General features: G+C 73.5%; 21 protein-coding genes. 5 read left to right on the top strand and 16 right to left on the bottom strand.

Features of this window, described 5'->3' with window-relative positions; all coding sequences use genetic code 11:
* Positions 1–3: 3 nt before the first annotated feature.
* The 8 genes from QRN23_RS08170 to QRN23_RS08135 form a co-directional block, all read right to left on the bottom strand.
* Complete coding sequence (locus QRN23_RS08170) at positions 4–1,275, bottom strand: sialidase family protein (protein WP_350224696.1); 1,272 nt, start codon at positions 1,273–1,275, stop codon at positions 4–6.
* The gene (locus QRN23_RS08165; RefSeq protein ID WP_285063168.1) at positions 1,272–2,072 is read right to left on the bottom strand and encodes an HpcH/HpaI aldolase family protein; all 801 of its coding nucleotides are present in this window, start codon (positions 2,070–2,072) and stop codon (positions 1,272–1,274) included. The genes QRN23_RS08170 and QRN23_RS08165 overlap by 4 nt, the downstream gene beginning before the upstream one ends.
* Before the next feature lie 110 nt (positions 2,073–2,182).
* Complete coding sequence (locus QRN23_RS08160) at positions 2,183–3,238, bottom strand: aldo/keto reductase (RefSeq protein ID WP_159829045.1); 1,056 nt, start codon at positions 3,236–3,238, stop codon at positions 2,183–2,185.
* Positions 3,235–4,065 (bottom strand): ABC transporter ATP-binding protein, encoded by an 831-nt coding sequence (locus tag QRN23_RS08155; protein WP_159829042.1) that lies wholly within the window; start codon positions 4,063–4,065, stop codon positions 3,235–3,237. The genes QRN23_RS08160 and QRN23_RS08155 overlap by 4 nt, the downstream gene beginning before the upstream one ends.
* Positions 4,058–4,942 (bottom strand): ABC transporter ATP-binding protein, encoded by an 885-nt coding sequence (locus tag QRN23_RS08150; protein WP_056046912.1) that lies wholly within the window; start codon positions 4,940–4,942, stop codon positions 4,058–4,060. The genes QRN23_RS08155 and QRN23_RS08150 overlap by 8 nt, the downstream gene beginning before the upstream one ends.
* On the bottom strand, positions 4,939–5,973 hold the full coding sequence (locus QRN23_RS08145) for an ABC transporter permease (RefSeq protein WP_285063164.1): 1,035 nt from the start codon (positions 5,971–5,973) through the stop codon (positions 4,939–4,941). Before QRN23_RS08145 ends, QRN23_RS08150 begins: the two co-directional genes overlap by 4 nt.
* On the bottom strand, positions 5,970–6,905 hold the full coding sequence (locus QRN23_RS08140; RefSeq protein ID WP_043594466.1) for an ABC transporter permease: 936 nt from the start codon (positions 6,903–6,905) through the stop codon (positions 5,970–5,972). The genes QRN23_RS08145 and QRN23_RS08140 overlap by 4 nt, the downstream gene beginning before the upstream one ends.
* Positions 6,906–6,907: 2 nt before the next feature.
* Positions 6,908–8,482: an ABC transporter substrate-binding protein gene (locus QRN23_RS08135; RefSeq protein WP_199859713.1), complete on the bottom strand. Its 1,575-nt coding sequence runs from the start codon at positions 8,480–8,482 to the stop codon at positions 6,908–6,910.
* A gap of 158 nt (positions 8,483–8,640) precedes the next feature.
* Between QRN23_RS08135 and QRN23_RS08130 the strand changes: the two genes are divergently transcribed.
* Genes QRN23_RS08130 through QRN23_RS08120 form a run of 3 tightly spaced genes read left to right on the top strand, consistent with a single transcriptional unit; the run spans position 8,641 to position 11,855 of the window.
* A complete protein-coding gene (locus QRN23_RS08130) occupies positions 8,641–9,990 on the top strand; it encodes a four-carbon acid sugar kinase family protein (RefSeq protein WP_285063159.1) in 1,350 nt (449 codons plus the stop codon).
* Positions 9,987–11,030 (top strand): 4-hydroxythreonine-4-phosphate dehydrogenase PdxA, encoded by a 1,044-nt coding sequence (pdxA, locus tag QRN23_RS08125; protein ID WP_056046908.1) that lies wholly within the window; start codon positions 9,987–9,989, stop codon positions 11,028–11,030. Before QRN23_RS08130 ends, pdxA begins: the two co-directional genes overlap by 4 nt.
* A 48-nt stretch (positions 11,031–11,078) precedes the next feature.
* Positions 11,079–11,855, top strand: coding sequence for a DeoR/GlpR family DNA-binding transcription regulator (locus QRN23_RS08120; RefSeq protein ID WP_056046906.1), 777 nt, complete (start codon positions 11,079–11,081; stop codon positions 11,853–11,855).
* Between the two features lie 153 nt (positions 11,856–12,008).
* On the opposite strand, the gene QRN23_RS08115 is transcribed toward QRN23_RS08120, so the two are convergent.
* The 3 genes from QRN23_RS08115 to QRN23_RS08105 form a co-directional block, all read right to left on the bottom strand.
* The gene (locus QRN23_RS08115; RefSeq protein WP_123570665.1) at positions 12,009–12,935 is read right to left on the bottom strand and encodes a MetQ/NlpA family ABC transporter substrate-binding protein; all 927 of its coding nucleotides are present in this window, start codon (positions 12,933–12,935) and stop codon (positions 12,009–12,011) included.
* A gap of 149 nt (positions 12,936–13,084) precedes the next feature.
* The gene (locus QRN23_RS08110) at positions 13,085–13,891 is read right to left on the bottom strand and encodes a methionine ABC transporter permease (protein ID WP_285063156.1); all 807 of its coding nucleotides are present in this window, start codon (positions 13,889–13,891) and stop codon (positions 13,085–13,087) included.
* On the bottom strand, positions 13,888–14,931 hold the full coding sequence (locus tag QRN23_RS08105; protein WP_285063155.1) for a methionine ABC transporter ATP-binding protein: 1,044 nt from the start codon (positions 14,929–14,931) through the stop codon (positions 13,888–13,890). Before QRN23_RS08105 ends, QRN23_RS08110 begins: the two co-directional genes overlap by 4 nt.
* A 254-nt stretch (positions 14,932–15,185) precedes the next feature.
* Between QRN23_RS08105 and QRN23_RS08100 the strand changes: the two genes are divergently transcribed.
* Entirely contained in the window at positions 15,186–15,965 is a 780-nt protein-coding gene (locus tag QRN23_RS08100) for an SDR family NAD(P)-dependent oxidoreductase (RefSeq protein ID WP_123570661.1), read from the top strand.
* Positions 15,966–16,103: 138 nt separating this feature from the next.
* Here the strand turns inward: QRN23_RS08100 and QRN23_RS08095 are convergent, their stop codons facing one another.
* The 5 genes from QRN23_RS08095 to QRN23_RS08075 all read right to left on the bottom strand — a co-directional run bounded on the left by QRN23_RS08095 (position 16,104) and on the right by QRN23_RS08075 (position 21,929).
* Entirely contained in the window at positions 16,104–16,871 is a 768-nt protein-coding gene (locus QRN23_RS08095) for a gamma-glutamyl-gamma-aminobutyrate hydrolase family protein (RefSeq protein ID WP_285063153.1), read from the bottom strand.
* 176 nt (positions 16,872–17,047) lie between these two features.
* Entirely contained in the window at positions 17,048–17,824 is a 777-nt protein-coding gene (locus QRN23_RS08090) for a hypothetical protein (RefSeq protein WP_192124357.1), read from the bottom strand.
* A 155-nt stretch (positions 17,825–17,979) separates the two neighbouring features.
* Positions 17,980–20,067, bottom strand: coding sequence for a PTS fructose transporter subunit IIABC (locus tag QRN23_RS08085; protein ID WP_285063152.1), 2,088 nt, complete (start codon positions 20,065–20,067; stop codon positions 17,980–17,982).
* Between the two features lie 33 nt (positions 20,068–20,100).
* The gene (locus QRN23_RS08080; protein WP_285063254.1) at positions 20,101–21,069 is read right to left on the bottom strand and encodes a 1-phosphofructokinase family hexose kinase; all 969 of its coding nucleotides are present in this window, start codon (positions 21,067–21,069) and stop codon (positions 20,101–20,103) included.
* A gap of 71 nt (positions 21,070–21,140) precedes the next feature.
* A complete protein-coding gene (locus tag QRN23_RS08075; protein WP_056046880.1) occupies positions 21,141–21,929 on the bottom strand; it encodes a DeoR/GlpR family DNA-binding transcription regulator in 789 nt (262 codons plus the stop codon).
* 306 nt (positions 21,930–22,235) lie between these two features.
* Between QRN23_RS08075 and QRN23_RS08070 the strand changes: the two genes are divergently transcribed.
* Positions 22,236–22,550, top strand: coding sequence for a hypothetical protein (locus tag QRN23_RS08070; protein WP_056046878.1), 315 nt, complete (start codon positions 22,236–22,238; stop codon positions 22,548–22,550).
* Positions 22,551–22,688: the final 138 nt, after the last annotated feature.

Genomic DNA, 22,688 nt, shown 5'->3' with positions numbered 1-22,688 from the left:
GGCTCAGCCCTCGACGTCGGGTCCGGGCAGATCGGCGGCCGACAGTCGCACGTGGCGGATCGCCCGGCGGTGCCAGGTGTACGCCACGTGCACGGTCCCGTCGCCGGTCTGCGTGATGCTCGGGTACGACAGCTCGCGGTTCAGCCCGTCGCGGGAGTTGTTCGAGAGGCACCACCCGTCGCCGTCCTCGAGGTCGACGCGGTGCGGCCAGCTGCGGCCGCCGTCCGTCGACACCGCCAGCGACATCGGAGCGCGGGGCGTGCCCCAGAACGCCGTCCGGCCCCCCTCCGCAGGCGACCCGGCCCGCGCCTCCTGGGCGAGGTCTGCGTCCGCGCCGGGCAGAACGGCCTGCTCGACGATGCCGGATTCGTCGATCTCGTCGTAGAGCCCGAGGCGGCGCGGGGTGGTCGCGTCGGCGCGGCGGTGGTTGTAGACGATCGCGAGGTGCCCGTCGGCGAGCGGAACCCACTGCACCGAGGAGTTGTTGTTGGGCAGCTCGGTCGGCACCGGCGCCGACCAGTGGAGTCCGCCGTCGGTCGAGCGCGACTCGTGCACGGCGTCGGCCCAGCGGCTGCGGAAGAGCGCGAGCAGCGATCCGTCGGGCAGCTCGTGCACGTTCATGTGCACGGCTCCGGTGCTCCCCGGGACGGCGACCTCACCCCACGTGGAGCCGCCGTCCCGGGAGATCATGACCGAGCTCGTGTCGTGGTCGCCCACCCACGCCTGCCCGGGGGTCGTCACGCAGCGGAAGACCGGCACGAGCAGGTCGCCTGCGCGGGTGACGACCGGCGGCTGCCGGACGAAGACGCCACCCGTCTCGTCGGCCGCGAAGAGGGTCGTGGGCTCGGCCCAGGTGACCCCGCCGTCGGTGGAGATGCGGCGGCGCACCTCGGCCGAGTCCTGGTTCCCGGCCCGTTGCGCCGTGTAGAGCAACCAGACGTCGCCCGAGGGGGCCGTGAAGAGCACCGGGTTCTGCTCGGAGCGTGCGGGGTCGTCGCTGAGGCGCACCGGTTCGGACCACACCTCGCCGTCGAGGACCGAGCACCAGACGTGGATGTCCGAGACGCCCTCCTGCGTGCCGCCGAACCAGACGCAGGCCAGGCGCCCGTCGGGCAGCTCGGCGAGGTTCGCCGCGTGCGACTGCACCGTGGCCGTCGGCAGGTACGCCCAGGCGCGACAGGCCGCGTCGGGCCGCAGTCGTCCGTCGGCGACCACGTCGTCGTCGCCCACGCCGTCCGCGACCGCGCCGTCGGCGACCACGTCCTGCCTGCTCACGCCGCGCCTCCGGCGGTCGTGTCGGGGTCGTCCGTCGCGGTGGCCCGCTGCAGGTGGTCGCGGGCGGCGGCCTCGAGGTGGTTGAGGTCGCCGGCGACCGTGGCGAACGTGTACCCCGCGGCGAGCCGCTGTCGGGCGACGTCGCCGTGCGGCGTGTGGATGCCCGCGGCGATGCCCGCGGCCTCGGCCGCCGCCGCGACGCGGACGAGGGCGGCGTCGAAGGCCTCCTGCACGGCCGGGTCGCCCGGGTAGGCCCCGCCGACCGCGATGCACAGGTCGCTCGGCCCGACGTAGAGGCCGTCGAGCCCCGGCGTCGCGGCGATCGCCTCGACGTTCGAGAGCCCGTCGGGCGTCTCGATCATGGCGAGCACGATCGTCGTGTCGTTCGCGTCCGCCGGCACGGGGCCGATGCGCAGGCTCGACCGCATGGGGCCGTACGAGCGGCGGCCGTGGGGCGGGTACTTCGCGCTGCGCACGGCGGAGGCGGCGTCCTCGGCCGTGTCGACGAGCGGCACGATGACGCCGGCCGCCCCGGCGTCGAGGGCCTTGCCGATCGGCGTGATGTCGTTCGCCTCGACCCGCACGAGGCCGGCCGAGGTCTGCCCCGCGTCGATGGCGAGCAGGCCGGTCATCATGCCCTGGTAGCCGAAGAGGCCGTGCTGCGCGTCGAGGCAGACGTAGTCGTAGCCGAGCCGCGCGATGCGCTCGGTCGCCGGCGGGGCGTCGAGGGTGATCCAGTAGCCGACCGCCCTCTCGCGTCGGCGGATCGTACGGGCGAAGTCGCTGGCGGTGCTCATGGTGCTCTCTCTCGTGCGGGGCGTGCGGTCGGTGCGGTGCGGTGCGGTGCGGTGCGGTGCGGTGCGGTTCGGGGGCGTGCGGCGCGGTGCGGAGGGTCGGGAGGCGCGGCTCAGCGCGCGTACGGAGGCATCGGCCCCCGCAGCTGACGCCCGACCTCGTCGCAGGCCGCCACCACCTCGTCGGGCAGCGGCCCGGCGGCGACGGCGGCGACGTTGGCCGTCAGCTGTTCGGGCCGGGAGCCGCCGAGCAGCACCGACCCGACCTCGGGTCGGTACGCCACCCAGCGCAGGGCGAGCTCGACGAGCGTCACGCCGGCCTCGGCGGCGACGCCCGACAGGCGGTCGATCGCGGCGAACAGGTCGGCGTCCCAGTAGCGCTTCGTGTACATCTCGGCGAGGGCCGAGTCGCCGAAGCGCCCGTCGGCCGGCGTCTCGTCGAAGCGGTGCCGACCGGTCAGGAGGCCGCCGCCGAGCGGGTTGTAGACCATCGTCTCGAGCCCGTGGACGCTCGCGAACTCGAGGTACTCGTCGTCGAGGCGGCGGGCCACGAGGTTGCACAGCTGCTGGGCGACGACTGGCCGGGGTGCGCCCACGGCGTCGGCGACGCGCTCGACGTCGCCGATCTGCCAGGCGGCGTAGTTCGAGACGCCGAGCGAGAGCACCTTGCCCTCGGCGACCAGGGCGGCGACGGTCGAGAGGGTCTCGTCGAGCGGGGTCGCCCGGTCGGGCTGGTGCAGGTAGAACAGGTCGAGCCGGTCGGTGCCGAGGCGGCGCAGGCTCGCCTCGACGCTCGCGCGGAGGGCCACGGCCGAGAGCGGCGGCAGTCCGCCCGCGTCGGCGTGCGGCATGCCCGCCTTCGAGGCGAGCACGACCTCGTCGCGCCGCCCGGCGAGCAGGCGGCCGAGCATCGTCTCGGTCGTGCCGCCGACGTAGGCGTTGGCCGTGTCGATCCAGGTGACGCCCGCGTCGCGCGCGGTGTCGAGCATGCGGGCGGCGGTGGCCTCGTCGACGGTGTCGCCGAAGGTCATCGTGCCGAGCACGAGCCGAGGAGGCGCGGGGCGCGTGGCCGCCTCGGCGACCGTGTCCGCGGCGTCGAGCGGGGCGGTGTCGACCGGGGTGGGGTCGAGCGGGGTGGTCTCGGTCCGGGCGGTGTCGGTCCGGGTCATGCGGTGGCTCCCAACGAGAGGCTGCGGACGACGTGGCGCGGCTTCACGCCGGTCATCGTCGCGGGGTCGAGGGCGGCCCGGCGCAGCCGCCGCGTGTAGTCCTCGGCGGGCGACGTGAGCACCTGCGCCGTGGCGCCCTGCTCGACGACGGCGCCCTGCTTCATGACGAGGACGCTCTCGCTGATCTGCTGCACGACGCCGAGGTTGTGCGAGATGACGACGTAGGTGATGCCGGTGTCGACCTGGATCTCGCGCAGCAGGTCGAGCACCTGCGCCTGCACCGACACGTCGAGCGCGCTCGTCGCCTCGTCGCAGATCAACAGGTCGGGGCTCGAGGCGAGCGCCCGGGCGATGCCGATGCGCTGGCGCTGGCCGCCGGAGAACTCGTGCGGGCGACGGTCGAGCGCCGTCGACGGCAGGCCGACGCGGTCGATCAGGCGCGCCGCCTCGGTGGCCCGGTCCTGGGCCGACCGCACGCCCTTCAGTCGGAGCGGCTCGGCGACGATGTCGCGGGCGCTCAGGTGCGGGTCGAGCGAGCCGTACGGGTCCTGGAAGACCATCTGGAAGCGGTGCCTCAGGGGCCGCAACCGCGCCTCCGACAGGGTCGCCAGGTCGGTACCGTCGAGCACGATGCGCCCGCTGGTCGGCTGCAGCAACCGCATGACCGCCTTGGCGATCGTCGACTTGCCGCAGCCCGACTCGCCCACGATGGCGAAGGTGCTGCCGCGGCGCACCGAGAACGACACGTGGTCGACGGCGCGGTGGGCACTCGAGCCGCTGCCGTAGTCGACGACCAGGTCGTCGACCTCGAGGATGGTGTCAGACACGGGTGGCCTCCGGTCGGTCGGTGCTGGTCGTGGCGGGCGTGGACGGCGTCTCGTCCCAGGCGCCCAGGGTGGGCACCGCGGCGAGCAGCCCCTGCGTGTAGGGCTCGGCGGGGTGCTCGACGATCTGCCGCACGTCGCCGGACTCGACGAACACGCCGGCCTTCATGACGTGGATGCGGTCGGACACGAGCCGGGCGACGCCGAGGTCGTGGGTGATCATCAGCAGGCCGATGCCGCGCTGCTCCTGCAGCTCGAGCAGCAGGTCGAGGATGCCGGCCTGCACCGTGACGTCGAGGGCGCTGGTGGGCTCGTCGGCCACGATCAGCTGCGGCTCGCAGGCCAACGCGATGGCGATCAGCACGCGTTGCAGCATGCCACCCGAGAGTTGGTGCGGGAACTTCCCCAGCTGGGCCGCCGGGTCGGGGATGTGCACCTGCTCGAGGAGGCGCACGGCCCGGGCGGTGACGGCGGCCCGACCGCTGGCGGCCCCGGCGATGCGGATGGCCTCGCCGAGCTGCGAGCCGATCGACCGCACCGGGCTGAGCGCCGTCATGGGGTCCTGGGGGATCAGGGCGACGGCCCGACCGCGCACCTTGCGCACGGCCGAGGCCGAGGCGAGCACGTCGAGTCCGGTGATGCGCACGTGGCCCGAGACGACGGCGAGGTCGGCGGGCAGCAGCTGCAGCACGCCCATGGCGGTGGTCGACTTGCCCGACCCCGACTCGCCGATGATCGTGACGGTCTCGCCCCGGGCGATGTGGAACGAGACGCCGTCGACGGCGCGCACGATCCCGTTGGTCGTCATGAGCTCGATCTGCAGGTCACGCACCTCGAGGAGCAGGTCGGGGTCGACGGTGTCGTCGGTCACGGAGGTCATGCGATCGTTCCCTTCTGCGGTTCCGGGGCCGGGGCCGGGGTCGGGGCCGGGGTCGACGGGCGCAGCCCGACGAACCGACGGAGGCGCGAGGCCGTCGACCGGCGCGGCCGGTCCCGCAGGGCGTCGCCCAGCAGGTTGACCCCGACGACGAGCAGCACGATGAACAGACCCGGGATCGTCACCATCCACCAGGCGGTCGTGACGTAGTCCTGGCCGTCCGAGATGATGCGGCCCCAGGTGGCGAACGGTCGCTGCGGGCCGGCCCCGAGGAAGCTCAGGGCGCTCTCGAGCAGCACGGCCTGCGCGAGCAGCAGCAGCACGACGAGCGTCGCCTGCTTGATGACGTTCGGGACGACGTGGCGCAGCAGGATCGTGAAGCGGTTCAGGCCGAGCGTGCGGGCCGACGAGACGTACGGCTTCTCGCGTTCGACGAGCACGAGCGACCGGGTCAGGCGGGCGACCTCCGGCCATTGCGCGATCGCGATGACGAAGGTGATCACCGGGATCGACGGGCCGAAGAGGGCGACGACGAGCAGCAGCATCATCAGCAGCGGCAGCGACATCTGGGCCTCGAGCAGGCGGCTGATCAGCGTGTCGGCCCAGCGCCCGTAGAACCCGGCGATCGAGCCGAGGACGACGCCGATGGCGCCCGAGACGATGACCGCCAGCACGCCGATCGCGAGCGAGACCTGACCGCCGTGCAGCACCCGCGAGAGCAGGTCTCGACCGAGCTGGTCGGTGCCGAACAGGTGGCCGGCGGTGAACGGAGGCGCGAGGCGGTTGCCGAGGTCCTGGCCGTTCGCGTCGGGCAGCGGGAGGGCCTGGGCCAGCACGATCGGGATGATCACCACGAGGGCGCAGATCGTGCCGACCCAGAGCTTCACCCGTGCGGCGGAGGTCCGCCGGGCCGCCTCGGACCTCTTCAACAGGCGCGGCGTGACCGCGGTGCGTCGCGCCTCCTCGGGGGTGCGACCGGCCGCGCCGGCGGTCGACGTGCCGGACGGCTGTCCGGTGGTCTCGGTGCGGGTCATGCGGCACTCGCCTTTCCGAGCCGCACGCGCGGATCGAGCAGGGGGTAGGCGAGGTCGATCAGCAGCTGGACGCCGACGGCGAGCAGCGACGTGACCAGCACGGTCGCCTGGATGAGGGGGTAGTCGCGGGTCTCGAGCGCCCGCACGATGAGCGACCCGACGCCGGGCCAGGCGAACACGACCTCGACCACGACGACGCCGTTGAGCATCGCCGCGAAGCGCGTGCCGAGGGCCGTGAAGACGGGGATCGCCGAGTTGCCCATGGCGTAGCGCCAGGTCAGGGCCCGCTCCGAGACGCCGCGCGACCGGGCCACGGTCAGGTAGGGCGCCGAGAAGTTGGTCGCCATCTCGCGGCGCACGAGCCGGGAGATCAGGGCCACCTGCAGGATGGCGATCGTCACCGTCGGCAGCACGAGACCGCCCCAGGTGGCGAAGCCCGAGGCCGGGAAGATCGGGATCACGACGGCGAAGGCGCTGAGCAGCAGGATGCCGGTCCAGAAGTCGGGCATCGACTGACCCGCGATGGCGACGACGTTGACGCCGGTCTCGCTGCGGGTGTCGGTGCGACGGGCCATCCAGACGCCGAGCGGGATCGACACGACCGCCGCCAACAGGATCGCCGCGAACGACAGGGTCAGCGTGTACGGCAGCCGTTCGAGCACGACCTGCACGGCCGGTGCCTGGAACGAGTACGAGGTGCCCAGGTTGCCCGTGAACAACTGCTGCAGGAACACGCCGTACTGCTGCAGCAGCGGGTCGTCCAGGCCGAACTGCTCGCGCACGGCGGCGAGTTGCTCGTTGGTCGCGAGCGGCCCGGCGTAGGCCACGGCCGGGTCGCCGGGGGCGAGGCGGATCAGCACGAAGACCGTCGACACCGTGAGGAACACGGTGAGCAGGCCCTGGCCGAGGCGCTTGAGGATGTAGGTCGCCATGGTCAGGCCCCCAGTCGGACGTCGGCGAGCGGATACGTGTTGGACGACGCGAGGGCGAGGCGCTCGACCCGCTCGCGACGGGCGAGCACCGACTTGGGCACGAAGGCCCAGGCGCAGGGCCAGGTGTCCCAGGCCGCCTGCTGCGCCTCGGCGAGCCGCTGCTGGCGCAGGGTCGCGTCCGGCTCGGTCGACGCCCGGGCGATCGCCTCGGCCACGTCGGGCTGCACGTAGCCCTGGTACGTGTCGCGGGTCTGTTCCTTCTCGGCGGTGCCCGCGTACATGCCCTGCAGGATGGTCAAGGCGAGGCCGGTGGGGGCCGAGAAGCCGTTGCCGAGCAGGTCCCAGTCGCCGGCCTTGCCCTGGCGCCACTGGAGGATGTCGCCGCCGGGCTCGAACTGCTGCAGCGTGGTGCGCACGCCGATCGCGCCGAACATCTCGACGAGCGCCTCCATGATGAAGGTGTCGCCGGCGAACTCGCCGGTCTCCCAGATGATGCGCAACGTGAGGTCGCTCGCCCCGAGCTCGGCGAGCGTGCGGCGGGCGAGGTCGGGGTCGTAGGTGTACTCGCCCGTCTTGGCGTAGCCGAGCAGGCTCGGCGGCACGACGCCGTCGGCCTGCGTGACCGAGTCGGTGAGCACGTCGCGGACGAGCGCCCGGCCGTCGATCGCGTGGCTGAGCGCTCCGCGCACCCGGGCGTCGGCCAGCGGGTGCCCCTCGGGCTTGCGGAAGTTGTAGAAGATCTGGTTGATGCGCAGGCTCGAGGCCTCGTCGAGGACGATGCCGGGCAGGCCCTGCAACTGGGTCGCCGAGTCGGGCGTGATCGAGTCGATCACGTCGACCTCGCCGCTGCGCAGGGCGATCACGCGGCTGGACTCCTCGGGCAGGAACCGCACCTCGACCCGGTCGACGCCCGGCGCCTCGCCCCAGTACTGCTCGTTGCGGCTCAGGCTGTAGGTGCCCGCGCCGCGGTTGAACCGGGTGACGACGAACGGGCCGCTGCCCACGCCGTCCTGCAGCTCTTCCGGCTTGTTCGCCGCGGCCGGGGTGATCAGGATGTTGCTCATCAACGCGTCGAGCACCGGAATCGGCTGCGACGAGTCGAGCGTGAAGGTGCGCTCGTCGATCGCGGTCACGGTCGGGAACTCGGGGAAGAAGCTGGCGACGAACGAGCCCTGCACCTGCTCGTACATCTGCAACGCGGTGGCGACGTCCGCGACCGTGACGGGCGTCCCGTCCGAGTAGCGCACGCCCTCGCGCAGCCGGACCGTCCACTGCGTGTCGCTCGTCGGCTCGAAGCTCTCGGCGAGCACGAGCTCGGGCGTGATGTCGGGGCCGATCTGCGTGAGGGCCTGGCGCACCGCCCGCTGCACCGTGACGGCCGCGTCGAACTGGTTCAGCTTGTTGTCGAGGCTGACCAGCGAGCGGTTGAGGGCCAGGGTCAGCGTGCCGGGTCCGGGCAACCCGGTCGGTCCGGCGCAGCCGGCGAGGCTGGTGGCGGTCACGAAGAGGCCGGCCGCGGCACCCCAGCGGAGCAGGGTGCGGCGAGACATCTCGTGGTCCGCGAACGGAACGGTCATCATCGACCTCTCGATCCAGGGGTTCGACGAGGTCGACGGCGCCCGGTCCCGCAGCGCTGCGACGCCCTCGTCCGGGCTGGATGACACTGTGCCACCGCTGCGCGTTTCGCGCAAGACCGGTGGCGCATAACGCGCAGTCGTGTCAGGATGGCGGCATCATGAGCCCGATCACCGTCATCGCCGACGACCTCTCCGGCGCCGCCGAGACCGCCGAGCAGTTCCGGCTGCGCGGTCATGAGACCGTGGTCTCGCTCGGCGTGCCGGCGGGTCCCGCCGCGGCGGTCACGGTCGTCGACGTCGGCACCCGCGCCGGTACCGCCGAGGAGGCGCGGGTCGCGATCGACACGCTGCCCCTGACGGCCGGCACCCTCGTGCTCAAGAAGACCGACTCCCTGTGGCGCGGCCACGTCGGGCCCGAGCTCGAGGCCCTGGCCGCCCGCGGGTACGACCTCGTCGTGGCCGGCGCACTGCCCGCCCTCGGGCGCACCGTCGTCCACGGGCGGCCCCTGGTGGACGGGCGACCCCTCGCCGAGACGGCGTTCTGGCATCTCGAACCGCACGGCGCCCCCGCGACCCTGGCCGAACTCGTCGACCGGCCGACGGTGCTCGTCGGCCTCGACGTGGTGCGTTCGGGGCCTGACGCGTCCGCGGCGCACCTCGACGCCGCCCTCGCCGGGGGAGCGGTGCTCCTGGTCGACGCCGAGACCGACGACGACCTCGCCGCCGTGGTCGACGCCGTCCTCCGGCTGGTCGCCGCTCCCGGAGTCCGTCGGCCGGTCGCCCTCGCGGGGAGTGCGGCGCTCGCCGCCGCCCTGGCCGACGCGGTCGCTCCGGCGTCGAGCACGGAGGCTGGTTCTCACGCGTCGGACGAGGCCGGGGCCCGCGACGAGGCCGGGGCCCGCGACGAGGCCGGGCCCCGCGACGAGGCCGGGCCCCGCGACGGGGCCGGGGCCGAGCGGCCCGTGCTCGTCGTGGTCGGTTCGGCCGCCGAGGTGGCCCGGGGCCACGCCGACGCGCTCGCCGCGACCGGTGCGGACGTGCACGTGCTCGACCCGGCGGACGACGCGGGCCCCGTCGTCGAGGCGACCCGCGCCTCCTTGTCCCGGTCGTCCGTCGCCGTGCTGACGGTCACCGCCCGGCGCCTGCCCGACCCGCTCGTCGGATCGGCGGCCCTCGCCGAGGTCGTCGCCCGGATCGACGCCGACGTCGAGCTCGACCTCGTGCTGACCGGCGGCGAGACCGCCCGCGCGGTGCTCGACCGGCTCACGACGACCACCCTGCGGCCGCTCACCCAACTCGAGCACGGCGCCGTCCTCAGCCTCGCGGGCGACGGGCGGGGGGCCGCGGGCGACGACCGGCTCGTCGCCACCAAGCCCGGCAGCTTCGGCGGCCCGACCGTGCTCGCCGACCTCGTCGACCTGGTGCGCCGCACGCGCGCCGGCGCCGACCCCCACGACCTCACCGCGTCGGCAGCGTCCGGCGCCCCCACGAAACGGAGAACCCCATGACCACGACGACCCCCGACACGCGGCCGTTCATCGCCGTCACCATGGGCGACGGCGCCGGCGTCGGACCCGAGGTCACCGTCGGCGCACTGCTCGACGAGGCCGCCTACCGCGACGCGCGACCGGTCGTCGTCGGGGACGCCCACCGCCTGCGGCTCGGCGCCGCCGCGCTCGGGGTCGACGCCGAGATCGTCGAGGTCGACGGGCCCGCCGACGCCGTCTTCACCCCTGGACGCATAAACGTCGTCGACCCGCACCTGCTCTCGGCCGACCTGCCCTGGGGCGCCGTCTCGGCCGAGGCCGGCCATGCGGCGTACGAGTACATCCGCATCGCGTGCGAGCTCGGCATGGCCGGTCTCGTGCAGGGCATCTGCACCGCACCGCTGAACAAGGCGGCGCTGCACGAGGCCGGTCACGTGTTCCCCGGCCACACCGAGCTGCTGGCGCACTTCATGGGCGTCGGCGAGGTGTCGATGATGCTCTCGACCCCCAAGATCAAGGTGATCCACGTGACGACCCACATCGGGTTGATCGACGCCATCGCGAAGATCGAGCCCGGCCTCGTCGAGCGCACCGTGCGCCGCGGCTGGGAGGCGCTGCGCCGGGCCGGCGTCGACGACCCCAGGATCGGCGTCTGCGCGATCAACCCGCACGCCGGCGAGAACGGGCTCTTCGGCTACGGCGAGGAGGCCGAGAAGATCACCCCCGCCCTCGAGGTGCTCCAGGCCGACGGCATCCGCGCCGTCGGGCCGCTTCCGGCCGACACCGCGTTCTTCCTCGGCGGCCGCGGCGACTACGACCTCATCGTGGCGATGTACCACGACCAGGGCCACGGCCCGGTGAAGGTGCTCGGCATCGAGGCGGGGGTCAACATCACCGTCGGACTGCCCGTGATCCGCACCTCGGTCGACCACGGCACCGCGTTCGACATCGCCGGCACGGGCGTCGTGGCCGTCGGTAGCATGATCGAGGCGTTGCGCCAGGCGGTCGAGATGTCGCCCAGCCCGGCCGACGCCGCCCGGGTCGGTGCGTCGTCGGCGTGACGTCGCCCGCCCCACCGATCAGGACGGCCATCGCATGAGCACCACCGCATGAGCACCACGGCACGCGAGCGACGCCGCGACATCGTCGACCTGGCCCACACCACCGGCCTGGCGAGCGTCGACGAGCTGAGTCGTCGCTTCGAGGTGACCCCGTCGACCATCCGCCGCGACCTCGCCGAGCTCACCCGGCGCGGCGAGATCGCCCGCACCTACGGCGGGGCCATGCCGCTCGGTGCCCCCGGTGCCGAGCCGACCTTCCGTCAGCGCAACCTCGAGGCCGGGGTGGCCAAGGCCGAGATCGCGCGGCACGCCCGCACGCTGGTCCACGACGGCGAGACGCTGCTGTTCGACGCCGGTTCGTCGGTCGCGGCCCTCGCCCGGGAGGCGCGCTCGGGTCTCGTCGCGACCGTCGCCACCACCTCGATCGCCGTGATCCAACAGCTCGCCGACTCGGACGGCATCCACCTCGAGTGCCTCGGCGGCACGCTGCGACCTGCCAGCCAGGGCTTCGTCGGGCCGCTTGCCGAGGCCGCGCTCGAGCGCCTGACCTTCGACCGGGTGTTCCTCGGCGCCGACGGCGTGCTCGCCTCGGGCCACGTGGTCGAGGCCGACCTCGTGCAGACCCGGCTGAAAGAGCTCATGTGCCGGCAGTCCGAGCGCGTCTACGTGCTGGCCGACGGGTCGAAGCTCGGTCGCGCGACGTTCCACGCCCGCGCGGCGCTGCCCGAGGGCTGGACGCTCGTGACCGACGCCACGGCCACGACCGAGGCGCTGGCCGAGTTCGCGGCCGCCGGCGTCGACGTGGTCGTCGCGCCCGCCGGCTGAGCCTCTCGCCCGCTGGCCCGCCCGCCGGTGCGCTGGCCTGCACGCCCGGCCCGCACGCCGGCGCGCCCGTGTCGCACCGCCGGATGAACGTCGCACCGCCTGTTTCGGCGGTGCGACGTCCATTCGGCGGTGCGACCCGGTCCGCGGTGCGACCTACTCCGCGTCGAGCGGCAGCAGGATGCCCTTCACGCGGGGATCGGTCGCGAGGAACTCCTGCACGGCCGGGTCCTGGAAGGCGGCGACGAGCTTCTTCACGGCGTCCTCGTCGGCGTAGTCGCTGCCGATGGTGAGCTGGCCGGCGAACTCGTCCGGTGCGGCGGGGGCGAAGATCTGCTGCTCGATCGGCACGCCGGCGGCGAGGTAGTACTCGGTGTAGCCGACGGCTGCGTCGAGGTCGGGCAGGGCCCGCGACTGTGCGGCGAAGTCGAGCAGGGTGAACTGCAGGTCCTTCGGGTTCGAGGCGATGTCGTCCTGGGTGGCGTGTGCCTTGTCGACGCCGTCCTTCAGCGTGATGAGGCCGGCGCGCTCGAGCACCCAGAGCCCCTGGGCCTCGTTGGCCGGGTCGGAGTACAGCGACACCGTGGCGCCGTCGGGCAGCTGGCCGGGATCGGTGTACTTCGACGACCAGAGGCCGAAGCCCCAGCGGAACACCGGCGTCGCCGCTTCCTCCCGGAAGTCCGGGTTCGAGGCGAGCACCTGGTCCAGCCACAGTTCGTGCTGGTACACCGTGCCGGCGATCTCGCCCTCGCTGACGGCCCGGTTGATCGTGTTGCTGTCGCTCAGGCCCGTGAAGGCGACGGTGATGCCGTACTTCGGGGCGACCTCGTCGGCGACGAACTGCACGAGGGCCTGCTCGGACGCGTTGCCCTCGGCGGTGGCGACGGTCAGCGTCGCCCCGGCCTCGGCGACGGCCGGCCCGGCGGGCGCGGTCAGGGGCACGACGATCGCGGTGGCGACGGCGACGACCGCCACCGCGCCTCCGGCGATCCAGGGCCAGCGGCGACGACGCCTCAGCTCGAAGCCGTGGTCGTCCGTCACGGACGCGGTGCCGGGTGCGGGGGTGGGGGTGTTCTCGGGCATGGCTGTCCTTCGGGAGGGGCAGGCGGCGCCTGCGGGTGGGGGAGGCGCGGTGCAGGACCGCAGAGGGGGAGGCGCGGTGCGGGACCGCAGAGGGGAACGGGGAGGCGCGGTGCGGGACCGCAGAGGGGAACGAGGAGGCGCGGTGCGGCTCAGACCGCGGCGGCCACCGGGGGCAGGTCGGTCGCGCGGCGCCGCCACCAGCGGCGCCGGCGGACCGGCTCGGGGCTCGTGGCCCGCACGGCGAGGTCGCCGAGTTGTTGGACGGCCGCGACCGTCGCGACGAGCAACACGATCGTGACGATCATCACGGTGTGGTCGAAGCGCTGGTAGCCGTAGGTGACGGCGACGTAGCCGATGCCGCCGGCGCCGATGGTGCCGGCGATGGCCGAGTACTCGATCATCGCGATCGTGTTGATCGTGAGGCCCCCGATCAGGCCGGGCAGCGCCTCGGACAGCTGTGCGGTGCGGACGATCTGCAGGCGGGACGCCCCGCTCGCGGTCGCCACGCGCACCCGATCGCTCGGGACGCTCCGCAGGGAGTTCTCGACGATGCGGGTGAAGAAGGCGATGCCGGCGATCGACATCGGCACCACCGCGGCCGCGATGCCGATGTTGGTGCCGGTCACGAACCGGGTGAACGGGACGATCGACGCCATCAGGATCAAGAACGGCAGCGAGCGCCCGATGCTGATGACGGCGCTGAGCACCGTGTGCACCGGCGCGTTCGGCACGAGGCCCGCGGGGCCGAGGTTGTGCACCAGGGCCCCGAGCGGCACCCCGACCAGCACGACGATCGCCATCACGATGCCGACCATCACGAACGTGTCGCCGAGTGCCGGGAGCACCAGGGCGGGGATCTGCGCCCACGGCACGGAGTTGTCGTACGCGGTCGACGGGCTCGTGCCCGACGCGAGGACGGTCGTCGCGATCGGGGCGACGGTGCTGGCAACGCTCATCGGACGAGCTCCTGTTCGGGCGTGGGCGTCGGCGTCGGCGTCGGCGTGGGCGCCGGGGACGGGTCGAGGGAGCGGGCGGTGAGCCCGAGTGCGGCGGCGACCCCGGGCAGGCGCGAGGCGACCGCCTCGGGGACGGCGACGGTCGCGTGCCCGACGGTCGCGCCTCCCAGGGTCTCGATCGAGGCTCCGAGCAGCGACACGGGCGACCCCAGGGCCGATCCGAGCGTGGTCGGCCAGTCGGTCGGCACGTCGGCCGAGACGTAATCGAGCCGCCAGGTGCGGGAGCCGTCGGGGGCGCCGGCCGCCGGTCGGGTCGGTCGCAGCGCCGCACCGAGCGCCGACGCGGGGTCGCGCAGCAGGTCGAGCACGCGACCCCGTTCGACGATGCGTCCGTGGTCGAGGCGGGCGACGGTGTCGGCGATCTGCAGCACGGTGTCCATCTCGTGGGTGACGAACAGGATCGACAGGCCGAGGTCGTCACGCAACTCGCGCAGCAGGTCGACGATCGAGGTGGTCGAGGCGGGGTCGAGGCCCGACGTCGCCTCGTCCGAGAGCAGCACGGTCGGCCGCAGGGCGAGGGCCCGGGCGATGCCGACGCGCTGGCGTTGGCCGCCCGAGAGCTCGTGCGGCCGGGCGTCGGCACGGTGGCCGAGCCCCACACGGTCGAGCAGCTCGGCGACTCGACGCCTCGTCTCGGCCTTCGTCACGCCCAGGTACTCGAGCGGCAGGGCCACGTTCTGTGCGGCGGTCCGACGGCCGAAGAGTCCGTCCGACTGGAACACCGTGCCGATCCGACGGCGGGCGACCCGCAGGTCGCGCTCGCCGAGCCGGGTCAGGTCGTCGCCGTTGACGACGACCGAGCCCGAGGTCGGTCGTTCGAGCAGCGTCACGCACTGGGCCAAGGTGCTCTTGCCGGCGCCGCTCGGGCCGACGACCGCGGCGATCTCGCCGGTGTCGACCCGGAAGTCGACGCGGTCGAGGACGGTCGTGCGGTGCGATCCGGTCTCGTAGACCTTCGTCAGCTGCTCGAGGCTGATCATGGGGGCTCCAGGGTGTCGGCTGAGGTGGTGGGTTCGGGGTGTCGCCGAGCATAAGGAGGCGCGGGTCGCGTTCGCGAGGACGTGTCACGTCATGCGTCGCCGCGTGACGCCGTGTGTCGCGGGGCCCGGCCGCGGGGCCCCGCCGCGGGGCCCGGCCGCACCACGCTCGCGTGGTCGAACCAGCCCCTCGGGTGGTTCGACGACGCGAGCGTGGTGCGACCTCCTCCGACGGCGGGCGCGGCAGGATGGGCGACATGCCCGCACCCACCACGTCCCTGCCCACCGCACTCGTCACCGGCGCCTCCGGCGGCATCGGCGCGGAGTTCGCCCGGCGGCTCGCCCCCGACCACGACGTGGTGATCGTGGCGCGCAGCGGCGACCGTCTCGAGCAGGTGAGGGCCGAGCTCGTGGCGACCCGCGCCTCCGGGTCGTTCACGGCCGTGGTCGCCGACCTGTCGACGCCCGACGGGGTCGAGACCGTGCTGGCCGCCGTCGGCGACCGGGCGATCGACGTGCTGGTGAACAATGCCGGCGTCGGCTCCCACGGGGCGTTCGTCGAGTCCGACCCCGCCGCCGTCCAGGCGCAGGTGCACCTCAACTGCTCGCAGGTGGTCGCGCTGACGCGCGCGCTGCTGCCGGGCATGGTCGAACGACGCCGCGGAACGGTGGTCAACGTCGCCTCGACCGCGGCCTTCCAGCCGATCCCGACGATGGCGGTCTACGGGGCGACCAAGTCGTTCGTGCTCTCGTTCAGCGAGGCGGTGCACGCCGAGGTGCGGGGGTCGGGCGTCACCGTCACGGCCCTCTGCCCGGGGGCGACCGAGACCGGCTTCTTCGCCGCGACCGGGAGCGACTTCCTCACGAGCGGCCGCCAGACGCCCGAGCAGGTCGTCACCGCGGCGCTGCGGGCCGTGCGTCGTCGCCGTGCCGTCGTGGTCAGCGGGCTCGGCAACGCGATCGGTGCCCAGGCGCACCGGTTCCTGCCCCGGCGGCTCGTGACCGCGGCCTCGGCCCTGATCGTGCGCGAGCGCTAGGAACCGGGCGCGATCGCGGGCCGGCCCACCGGGCCGGCCTCGGGCCCGGCCACCTGGGCCGGGCCCCGGCCCGCCCGCCGCGGTCGAGCAACGCACCGCCCGCTGGACGTCGCACCGCCCACATCGGCGGTGCGATGTTCAGTCGGCGGTGCGACGCGACCGGTCGCCGGCTCGACCGAGGGCGGCGTCGCGCGCCGCGACGAGCAGGTCGGTCAGCACCGTGCCGGTGGCCCCGCGGTCCTCGGGGTGCCATTGCACGCACCACACCGGAGCCGTGACGTGCTCGACGGCCTCGACCGTGCCGTCGTCGGCCCAGGCCACCGCGCGCAGCCCCTCGCCCAGGCGTCCCACCGCCTGGTGGTGCGAGCTGCGCACGACCAGCGACGTCGTGCCGAGCATCGAGGCGAGGGTGCTGTCGTCGGCGAGGCGGACCGGGTGGTCGACCATGCTGTCCGAGACGTCGTCCGGGTTCACGTGGCCGGGGTGTTCGAGGTGCTGCACGAGGTCGCCGCCGAGGGCGACGTCGACCACCTGCATGCCGCGACAGATGCCGACCAGCGGCAGCCGCGCCTCCACGGACCCGCGCACCACCTCGATCTGCACCCGGTCGGCGTCGGCGAAGGTCTGGCCCCGCCCCGGGTGGTCGAGGGGACCGCCGTAGTGGCTCGGGTCGACGTCCTCGCCACCGGTGACGAGCACCGCGTCCGCCTCGGCGAGGGCGGCGCGCACGTCGCCGAGCCGGTTGGCCGGCACCCGGCGCACCGTGAACCCGACCTGCTCGGCGGCGGCGACCACCGAGGTGGACAGGTCGTCGAGCTCGCGCTCGAACGCGGGGTCGTCGCGGGCCTCGTCGGTGACGTCGAGGAGCAACAGGTTCAGGAGGCGCGGTGCGGGCGAGTCGCTCATGGCGCCATCCTGGCAGCCCGCACCGCACTGCACCGCACTGCACCGCACCGCACGGCACGGCACCGCACCGCACCGCACCGCACCGCTTCGCACCGCGTTTCGTGCACGGCACCGCGACGAGACGCGGTGCCGTGCACGAAACGCGGTGCGAAGGGCCGAGGGCCGAAGGCCCCCGGCTAGTCGGTGCCGTCGATCCCGCCCAGCCGTTCGAGCACGCCCGTGAGGATCGTGCCGGCCGCGTCGGGCAGCACGTGGTGGTTCATGTAGATCGCCTCGAGCCAGGGCAGCACCTCGTCGCGACCCCAGCCCACGGCCTCCCAGTCGACGCCGGGCAGGGCCTTCGTCCGGGGCTGGTCGGTCCGGGGGTCGAGCCAGGCCTCGGCGATCGGCACGCCCTCGGACGCGCCCTGGGGCGTCCAGGCCAGCGCGATCGGGTGGTCGTCGCCCTCGATGTGGTCGTGTTCGACGGCACCCGAGCCGAGCCAGGGCAGGGTCAGCAACTCGCCCTCGATGTCGACCTCGACCAGGTCGAGCTTGCGTGGTTCTTCGACCTCGCAGACGTAGAGGTCGAAGCCGGCGTCGTGCCAGGCCGCCGCCTCGTCGACCTCGTCGAGCAGGTCGGGCATGCGGCGGTGCAGGTCGACGATCAGCCGGGTCGACCACTCGACGAGCACCCGCGTGTCGGCGACGCCGAAGGGGCTGAGGTCGCTGTCGTCGCCGTTCGCGAGGTGGAAGTGGTGCTCGACGTCGCCCGAGGGCGTGGTCTCGAGGTGCACCTGTCCGGTCTCGTAGCCGACGTACAGGGCGGTGATCAGGTCGTCGTCGTCGTACTCGGCGTAGAGGTTCGGCTTGCCGAGCGCGGTCGGCAGCGGCGTCTGCGCGGCCGGGCGCTGGCCCAGGTCGAACACGGCACGGAAATGGGTGGTGGGGAGCCTCAGGCTCATGTCGGTCACGGCGTGGGGTCCAATCGGTTGCTCACGCCAGGGTAGAGGACGCGGCCGCCCGTCCGCGGCCCGTCCACAGCCGAGGAGGCGCGCTCCGGGACTTCCCGGAACGCGCCTCCTCGTGTGGGTCGCCTCGACGGCGTCGGTGCGGGGCCGCGTCGCTGCTACGCGGCGACGGGGCTGCGCTGGCCGACGACCGAACCGGCCTCGGCGGCCTCGGCCGACGCGTCGGTCCCGGCGGCCGCACCCCGGCGGACGAACTTCTTCAGCAGGACGAGCACGAACGCGCTCACGACGGTGCCGGCGACGATCGCCAACGCCCACATGCCCAGGTTGCCGATCGCGAAGAACACGAAGATGCCGCCGTGGGGGGCCTGCGACGTGACGCCGGCGGCCATCGAGATGGCTCCGGTCACCGCGCCTCCGACCATGCTGGCGGGGATCACGCGCAGCGGGTCGGCCGCGGCGAAGGGGATCGCGCCTTCGGAGATGAACGAGGCGCCCAGCAGCCAGGCGGCCGTGCCGTTGGAGCGCTCGACCTGCGAAAAGCCCTTTCGGTAGAGGACGGTCGACGCGAGGGCCATGGCCAGCGGCGGCACCATGCCGGCGCCCATCACGGCGGCCATGATCATCAGGGGCGCCGGGTTGTCGCTGATGGAGCCCGCGGACAGGCCTGCGACGGCGAACGAGTAGGCGACCTTGTTGACCGGACCACCGAGGTCGATGCACATCATGAGGCCGAGGATGACGCCGAGGACGATCGCCCCGGTGCCGCTGAGGCCGTTGAGGAAGTCGGTCAGGGCGACGGTCAGGGCGGCGATCGGGCCGCCGAGCACGAGCACGAGCAGACCCGAGGCGAAGATCGACGCGAGCAGCGGGATGATCACGACGGGCATCAGGCCGCGCAGCCAGCGGGGCACGTCGGGCTTGCCGATCCAGTAGGCGGCGAAGCCGGCGAGCAGACCACCGACGAGACCGCCGATGAAGCCGGCCCCCATGAAGACCGCGACGGCACCGGCGACGAAACCGGGCGCGATGCCGGGTCGATCGGCGATGGCGTAGGCGATGTAACCGGCCAGGGCGGCGACGAGGAAGCCCATCGACAGGTTGCCGATCTGGAACGCGGCGGCACCGAGGAAGTACGGCAGGCCCTCGGGCGGCAGGTTGAACAGCGAGTAGTCGGTCAGCACGGTCGCGGCGTTGCCGGCGATCTCGTAACCCGAGAGCAGGAAGCCCAGGGCGAGCAGCAGGCCGCCACCGGCGACGAACGGGATCATGTACGAGACGCCGGTCAGCAGCCAGCGCTTGAGCGACGAGCCGAAGCCCTGCTTCTCGGCGGTCGAGCCCGCGGCGGCACCGGCGGCACCGGCCGTGCCGGCCACGCGGGCGGCGTTCGGGTCCTTGGCGGCGGCCATCGCCTCCTTCACCATGGCGTCGGGAGCGTCGACGCCGCGCTTGACCGGTCCGCGGACGACGGGCTTGCCGGCGAAGCGGCCCTGGTCGCGCACGTCGACGTCGACGGCGAAGATCACGGCGTCGGCCTCGGCGATGACGGCCGGGTCGAGGGGGGTGACCGTGCCCGAGCCCTGCGGCTCGATCTGCAGGTCGGCGCCGAGGCGCTTCGCCGCGGCGACGAGGGCGTCGGCGGCCATGAAGGTGTGGGCGATGCCGGTGGGGCAGGCGGTGACGCCGACCAGCTTCGGGCGCCGCGCGCCGTCGCCCGTGGCGTCGGCCGCGGACGAGGAGGCGCTGGTCGCCCCGGCCGCGGAGGCGGCGGTGGCGCCGCGCGTCTCGGCGACCTCGCCGCTGACCTCGTCGTCGACGAGCTGCACGATGTCGGCCGGGGTCTTCGCGGCGCGGAGGGCGGCGGTGAAGTCGTCGCGGATGAGGGCGCGGGCGAGGGTCGAGAGGACCGTCATGTGGTCGCCGTCGGCGCCCTCGGGCACCGCGATCATGAAGACGATGTCGGCGTCGCCGTCGGGGGCACCGAAGCCGACCGTGCGCGCGAGCCGGGAGAAGGCGAGGGTGGGCTCGGTGACCGAGGCCGACCGCGCGTGGGGGATCGCGATGCCGCCGGGGACGCCGGTGCCGACCGAGGCTTCACGCTTGATGGCGTCGTCGGCGAGCGAGTCGGCCGAGCCGGCGCGGCCCGAGGCCGCGACGCGCGCGGCCAGGGCGCGGATGACGTCGGTCGACGTGCCGCCCAGGTCTTCGTCGAGACCGACGAGGTCGGTGCTGATGAGGGATGACATGCTGTTCTGCTCCTTGGGGTTGGGCGACGCTGCTCAGAGGTGCCCGACGGCCGCGGGGGCCACCGGGACGACGTCGATGTCGTCAGGGAAGGTCTGGTCGAGGCGGGGGACGATGCTGCCGGGCAGGGCCGCGGCGGCGGCTCCGGACGCGACGGCCTGGGCGAGGCGGGCCGGGGCGGGTGCCCCGGCGGTCTCGGCGAGCAGGTAGCCCGACAGCGACGAGTCGCCGGCGCCCACCGTGCTCAGGGCGGTGATGACGGGGGCGGCGGCGAACCACGAGCCCTCGTCGTCGATCAACAGGGCGCCCGCGCTGCCGAGGGTGAGCAGCACGGTCTCGACGCCCAGCTCGCGCAGGCGTCGGGCCCCGGCGACGGCCGAGGCCGGGTCGGCCTCGTACGCCTCGGGGTCGCCGCCGACGATCTCGGCGAGCTCGTCGGCGTTGGGCTTGACGAGGTCGATGCCGACGCCCGACGCGATCAGGGCCGCGAACGGCTCGCCCGACGAGTCGACCGCGATGCGCGGGGCGGCGTCACCGCAGGAGGCGCGCACGGCCCGGACGACGTCGGCCAGCCAGGTCGTCGGCAGGCCGGGCGGCAGCGAGCCGGCGAGCACCAGCCACGAGGCGAGGGCCGCGTGTTCGACGACGAGGGCCGTGAGTTCGTCCACGTGGAAGCCGAGGTCGGGGCCGAGCTCGTTGATCTTGGTGGTCGTGCCGTCGGGTTCGGTCAGGGTGACGTTGGCCCGGAGGCGCTGGCCGATCGGCAGGTTGACGGTGGGCACGCCTCGCTCGCGCAGGGCGACGAGGACCGGGTCGTCGAGGGCGCCGGGCAGCAGGGCCACGGTCTCGGCACCCGACGCCGCCAGGGCCCGGGACACGTTGACGCCCTTGCCGCCGGGCTCGTCGGTCGTGCTGACCGAGCGCTGGACCGCCCCGCGCTGCAGGGTGCCCGGCAGCTCGATCGTGCGGTCGAGCGAGGGGTTCGCGGTGACGGTGAGGATCATGCGGCTGCCTCCTGGCTGCGGGGCGGTGTCGATCGGGGCCACGACGGGGCGGGGCATGGGGGTCGGGGCGCTCATGCGACGATCACCTCGACGTCGGCGAGCTCGAGGGCCTCGCCCAGGTCGGGCGCGGGGGGCGCGTCGGTGACCACGGTGTCGATCTCGGCCAGGCGCGCGAACCGCACCAGCGCCTCCTCGCCGTGTTTGGTCTGGTCGACCACGGCCACGACGCGGCGTCCGGCACGGACGTACGCCGACTTGACGGCGCCCTCGAACTCGTCGGGGGTCGACAGCCCGAAGCCGGCGCTGACGCCGTTCGCGCCGACGAAGACGATGTCGGGGCGGAGCGCCTGGATCTGCTCGACCGTGCTGGTGCCGACGGCGGCGCTGGTCAGCCCGCGGACGCGTCCGCCGAGCAGGTGCAGGTCGACGTGGGGGCTGTGCTGCAGCAGCGCCGCGATCGGGACGGCGTTGGTGATGACGGTGAGGACGGTGCCGGGCGTCGCCGGCGTCCAGCGGGCGAGTTCGGCGGCGACGGCGGCGGTGGTGGTGCCGGCGTCGAGGGCGATCGAGCCCGTGAACGTCGGCGGCACGAGGTGCGCGGCGGCCTGGGCCACCGAGGTCTTCTCGGGGCTGTGCCGGGTCTCGCGCTCGCTCAGGCTGAGTTCGCTGACGCTGGAGCGGCCGGCGGCGACGGCACCGCCGTGCACGCGCTGGAGCAGGCCCGCCTGTTCGAGGGCGTCGAGGTCTCGGCGGACCGTCTCGGCCGTGACGTCGAGACGCAGGGCGAGATCGCTGACCGACACCCGACCGGCCGAGCGCAGGGCTTCGGCGATCGACTCGTGCCGTTCGGTGGCGTACATGCGACCTCCTCGTCGTCTCGCGGTGCTGCCGGCATGCGTGCTGCCGGCGTGGGCCGACTGTACGTCGCTTCCACAGAGAAAACAAGACAAAAGCAGAAAAACGAAGAAGAACGCAGATCGTGCAGGCGAGGACCGAGCCATGTCCGCAATGCGCACTCTTCCCGATCTGGCTAGTTCATCTAGCAATCGGCCTGCCACAGTGGTGGGCGTACCGGTTCACGGCGGTACGGGCACCGACTTCACGGGCGGTGCCGGAGTTCCAGCAGGTTCCTCAGGTGACGCAGGGTCACCAGAAATGAGAAGAACATGAACACCAGCAGCACCTCGCTCCAGGGCCTCGGCCACGAGCAACTCGTCTCCCTCGTCCGGGGCACGGTCGGTTCGGCCCGCCCCGCGGCGACCCGCCCGACCACCGGTCGCGTCGACGCGGGCCTCTACCGCCGCGACCCCCGCGTCCCGGCCGTCCGCATCGAGACCTACCCCCGTCGTCGTCGGGCGCGAGTCGCGGCCGTCGCCCTCGCCGCGCCGATCTCGGCAGCCGTCTCGGCCGTCGCCCGGGTCGACGAGCCCACCTACGCCGACTTCCTCGTGGCCGCTCCGGCCCACGCGATGTCGGCCTGAGGCGCGCGTCGTGACTTTCGCCCAGCGCATCCTCGCCGACCAGGTCGGCGATCACGTGTCGTACTTCGACACGGCCCTCGACGACACCGACGACCTCGACTGAACGGCCCGACCATGACCTCCTCACTTCCCTCGCTC

This window comes from Frigoribacterium sp. ME-P-080, assembly GCF_030209595.1.
In the GTDB taxonomy this organism is placed as follows: Bacteria; Actinomycetota; Actinomycetes; order Actinomycetales; family Microbacteriaceae; genus Frigoribacterium.
This window is presented reverse-complemented; position numbering and strand designations above follow the sequence as displayed.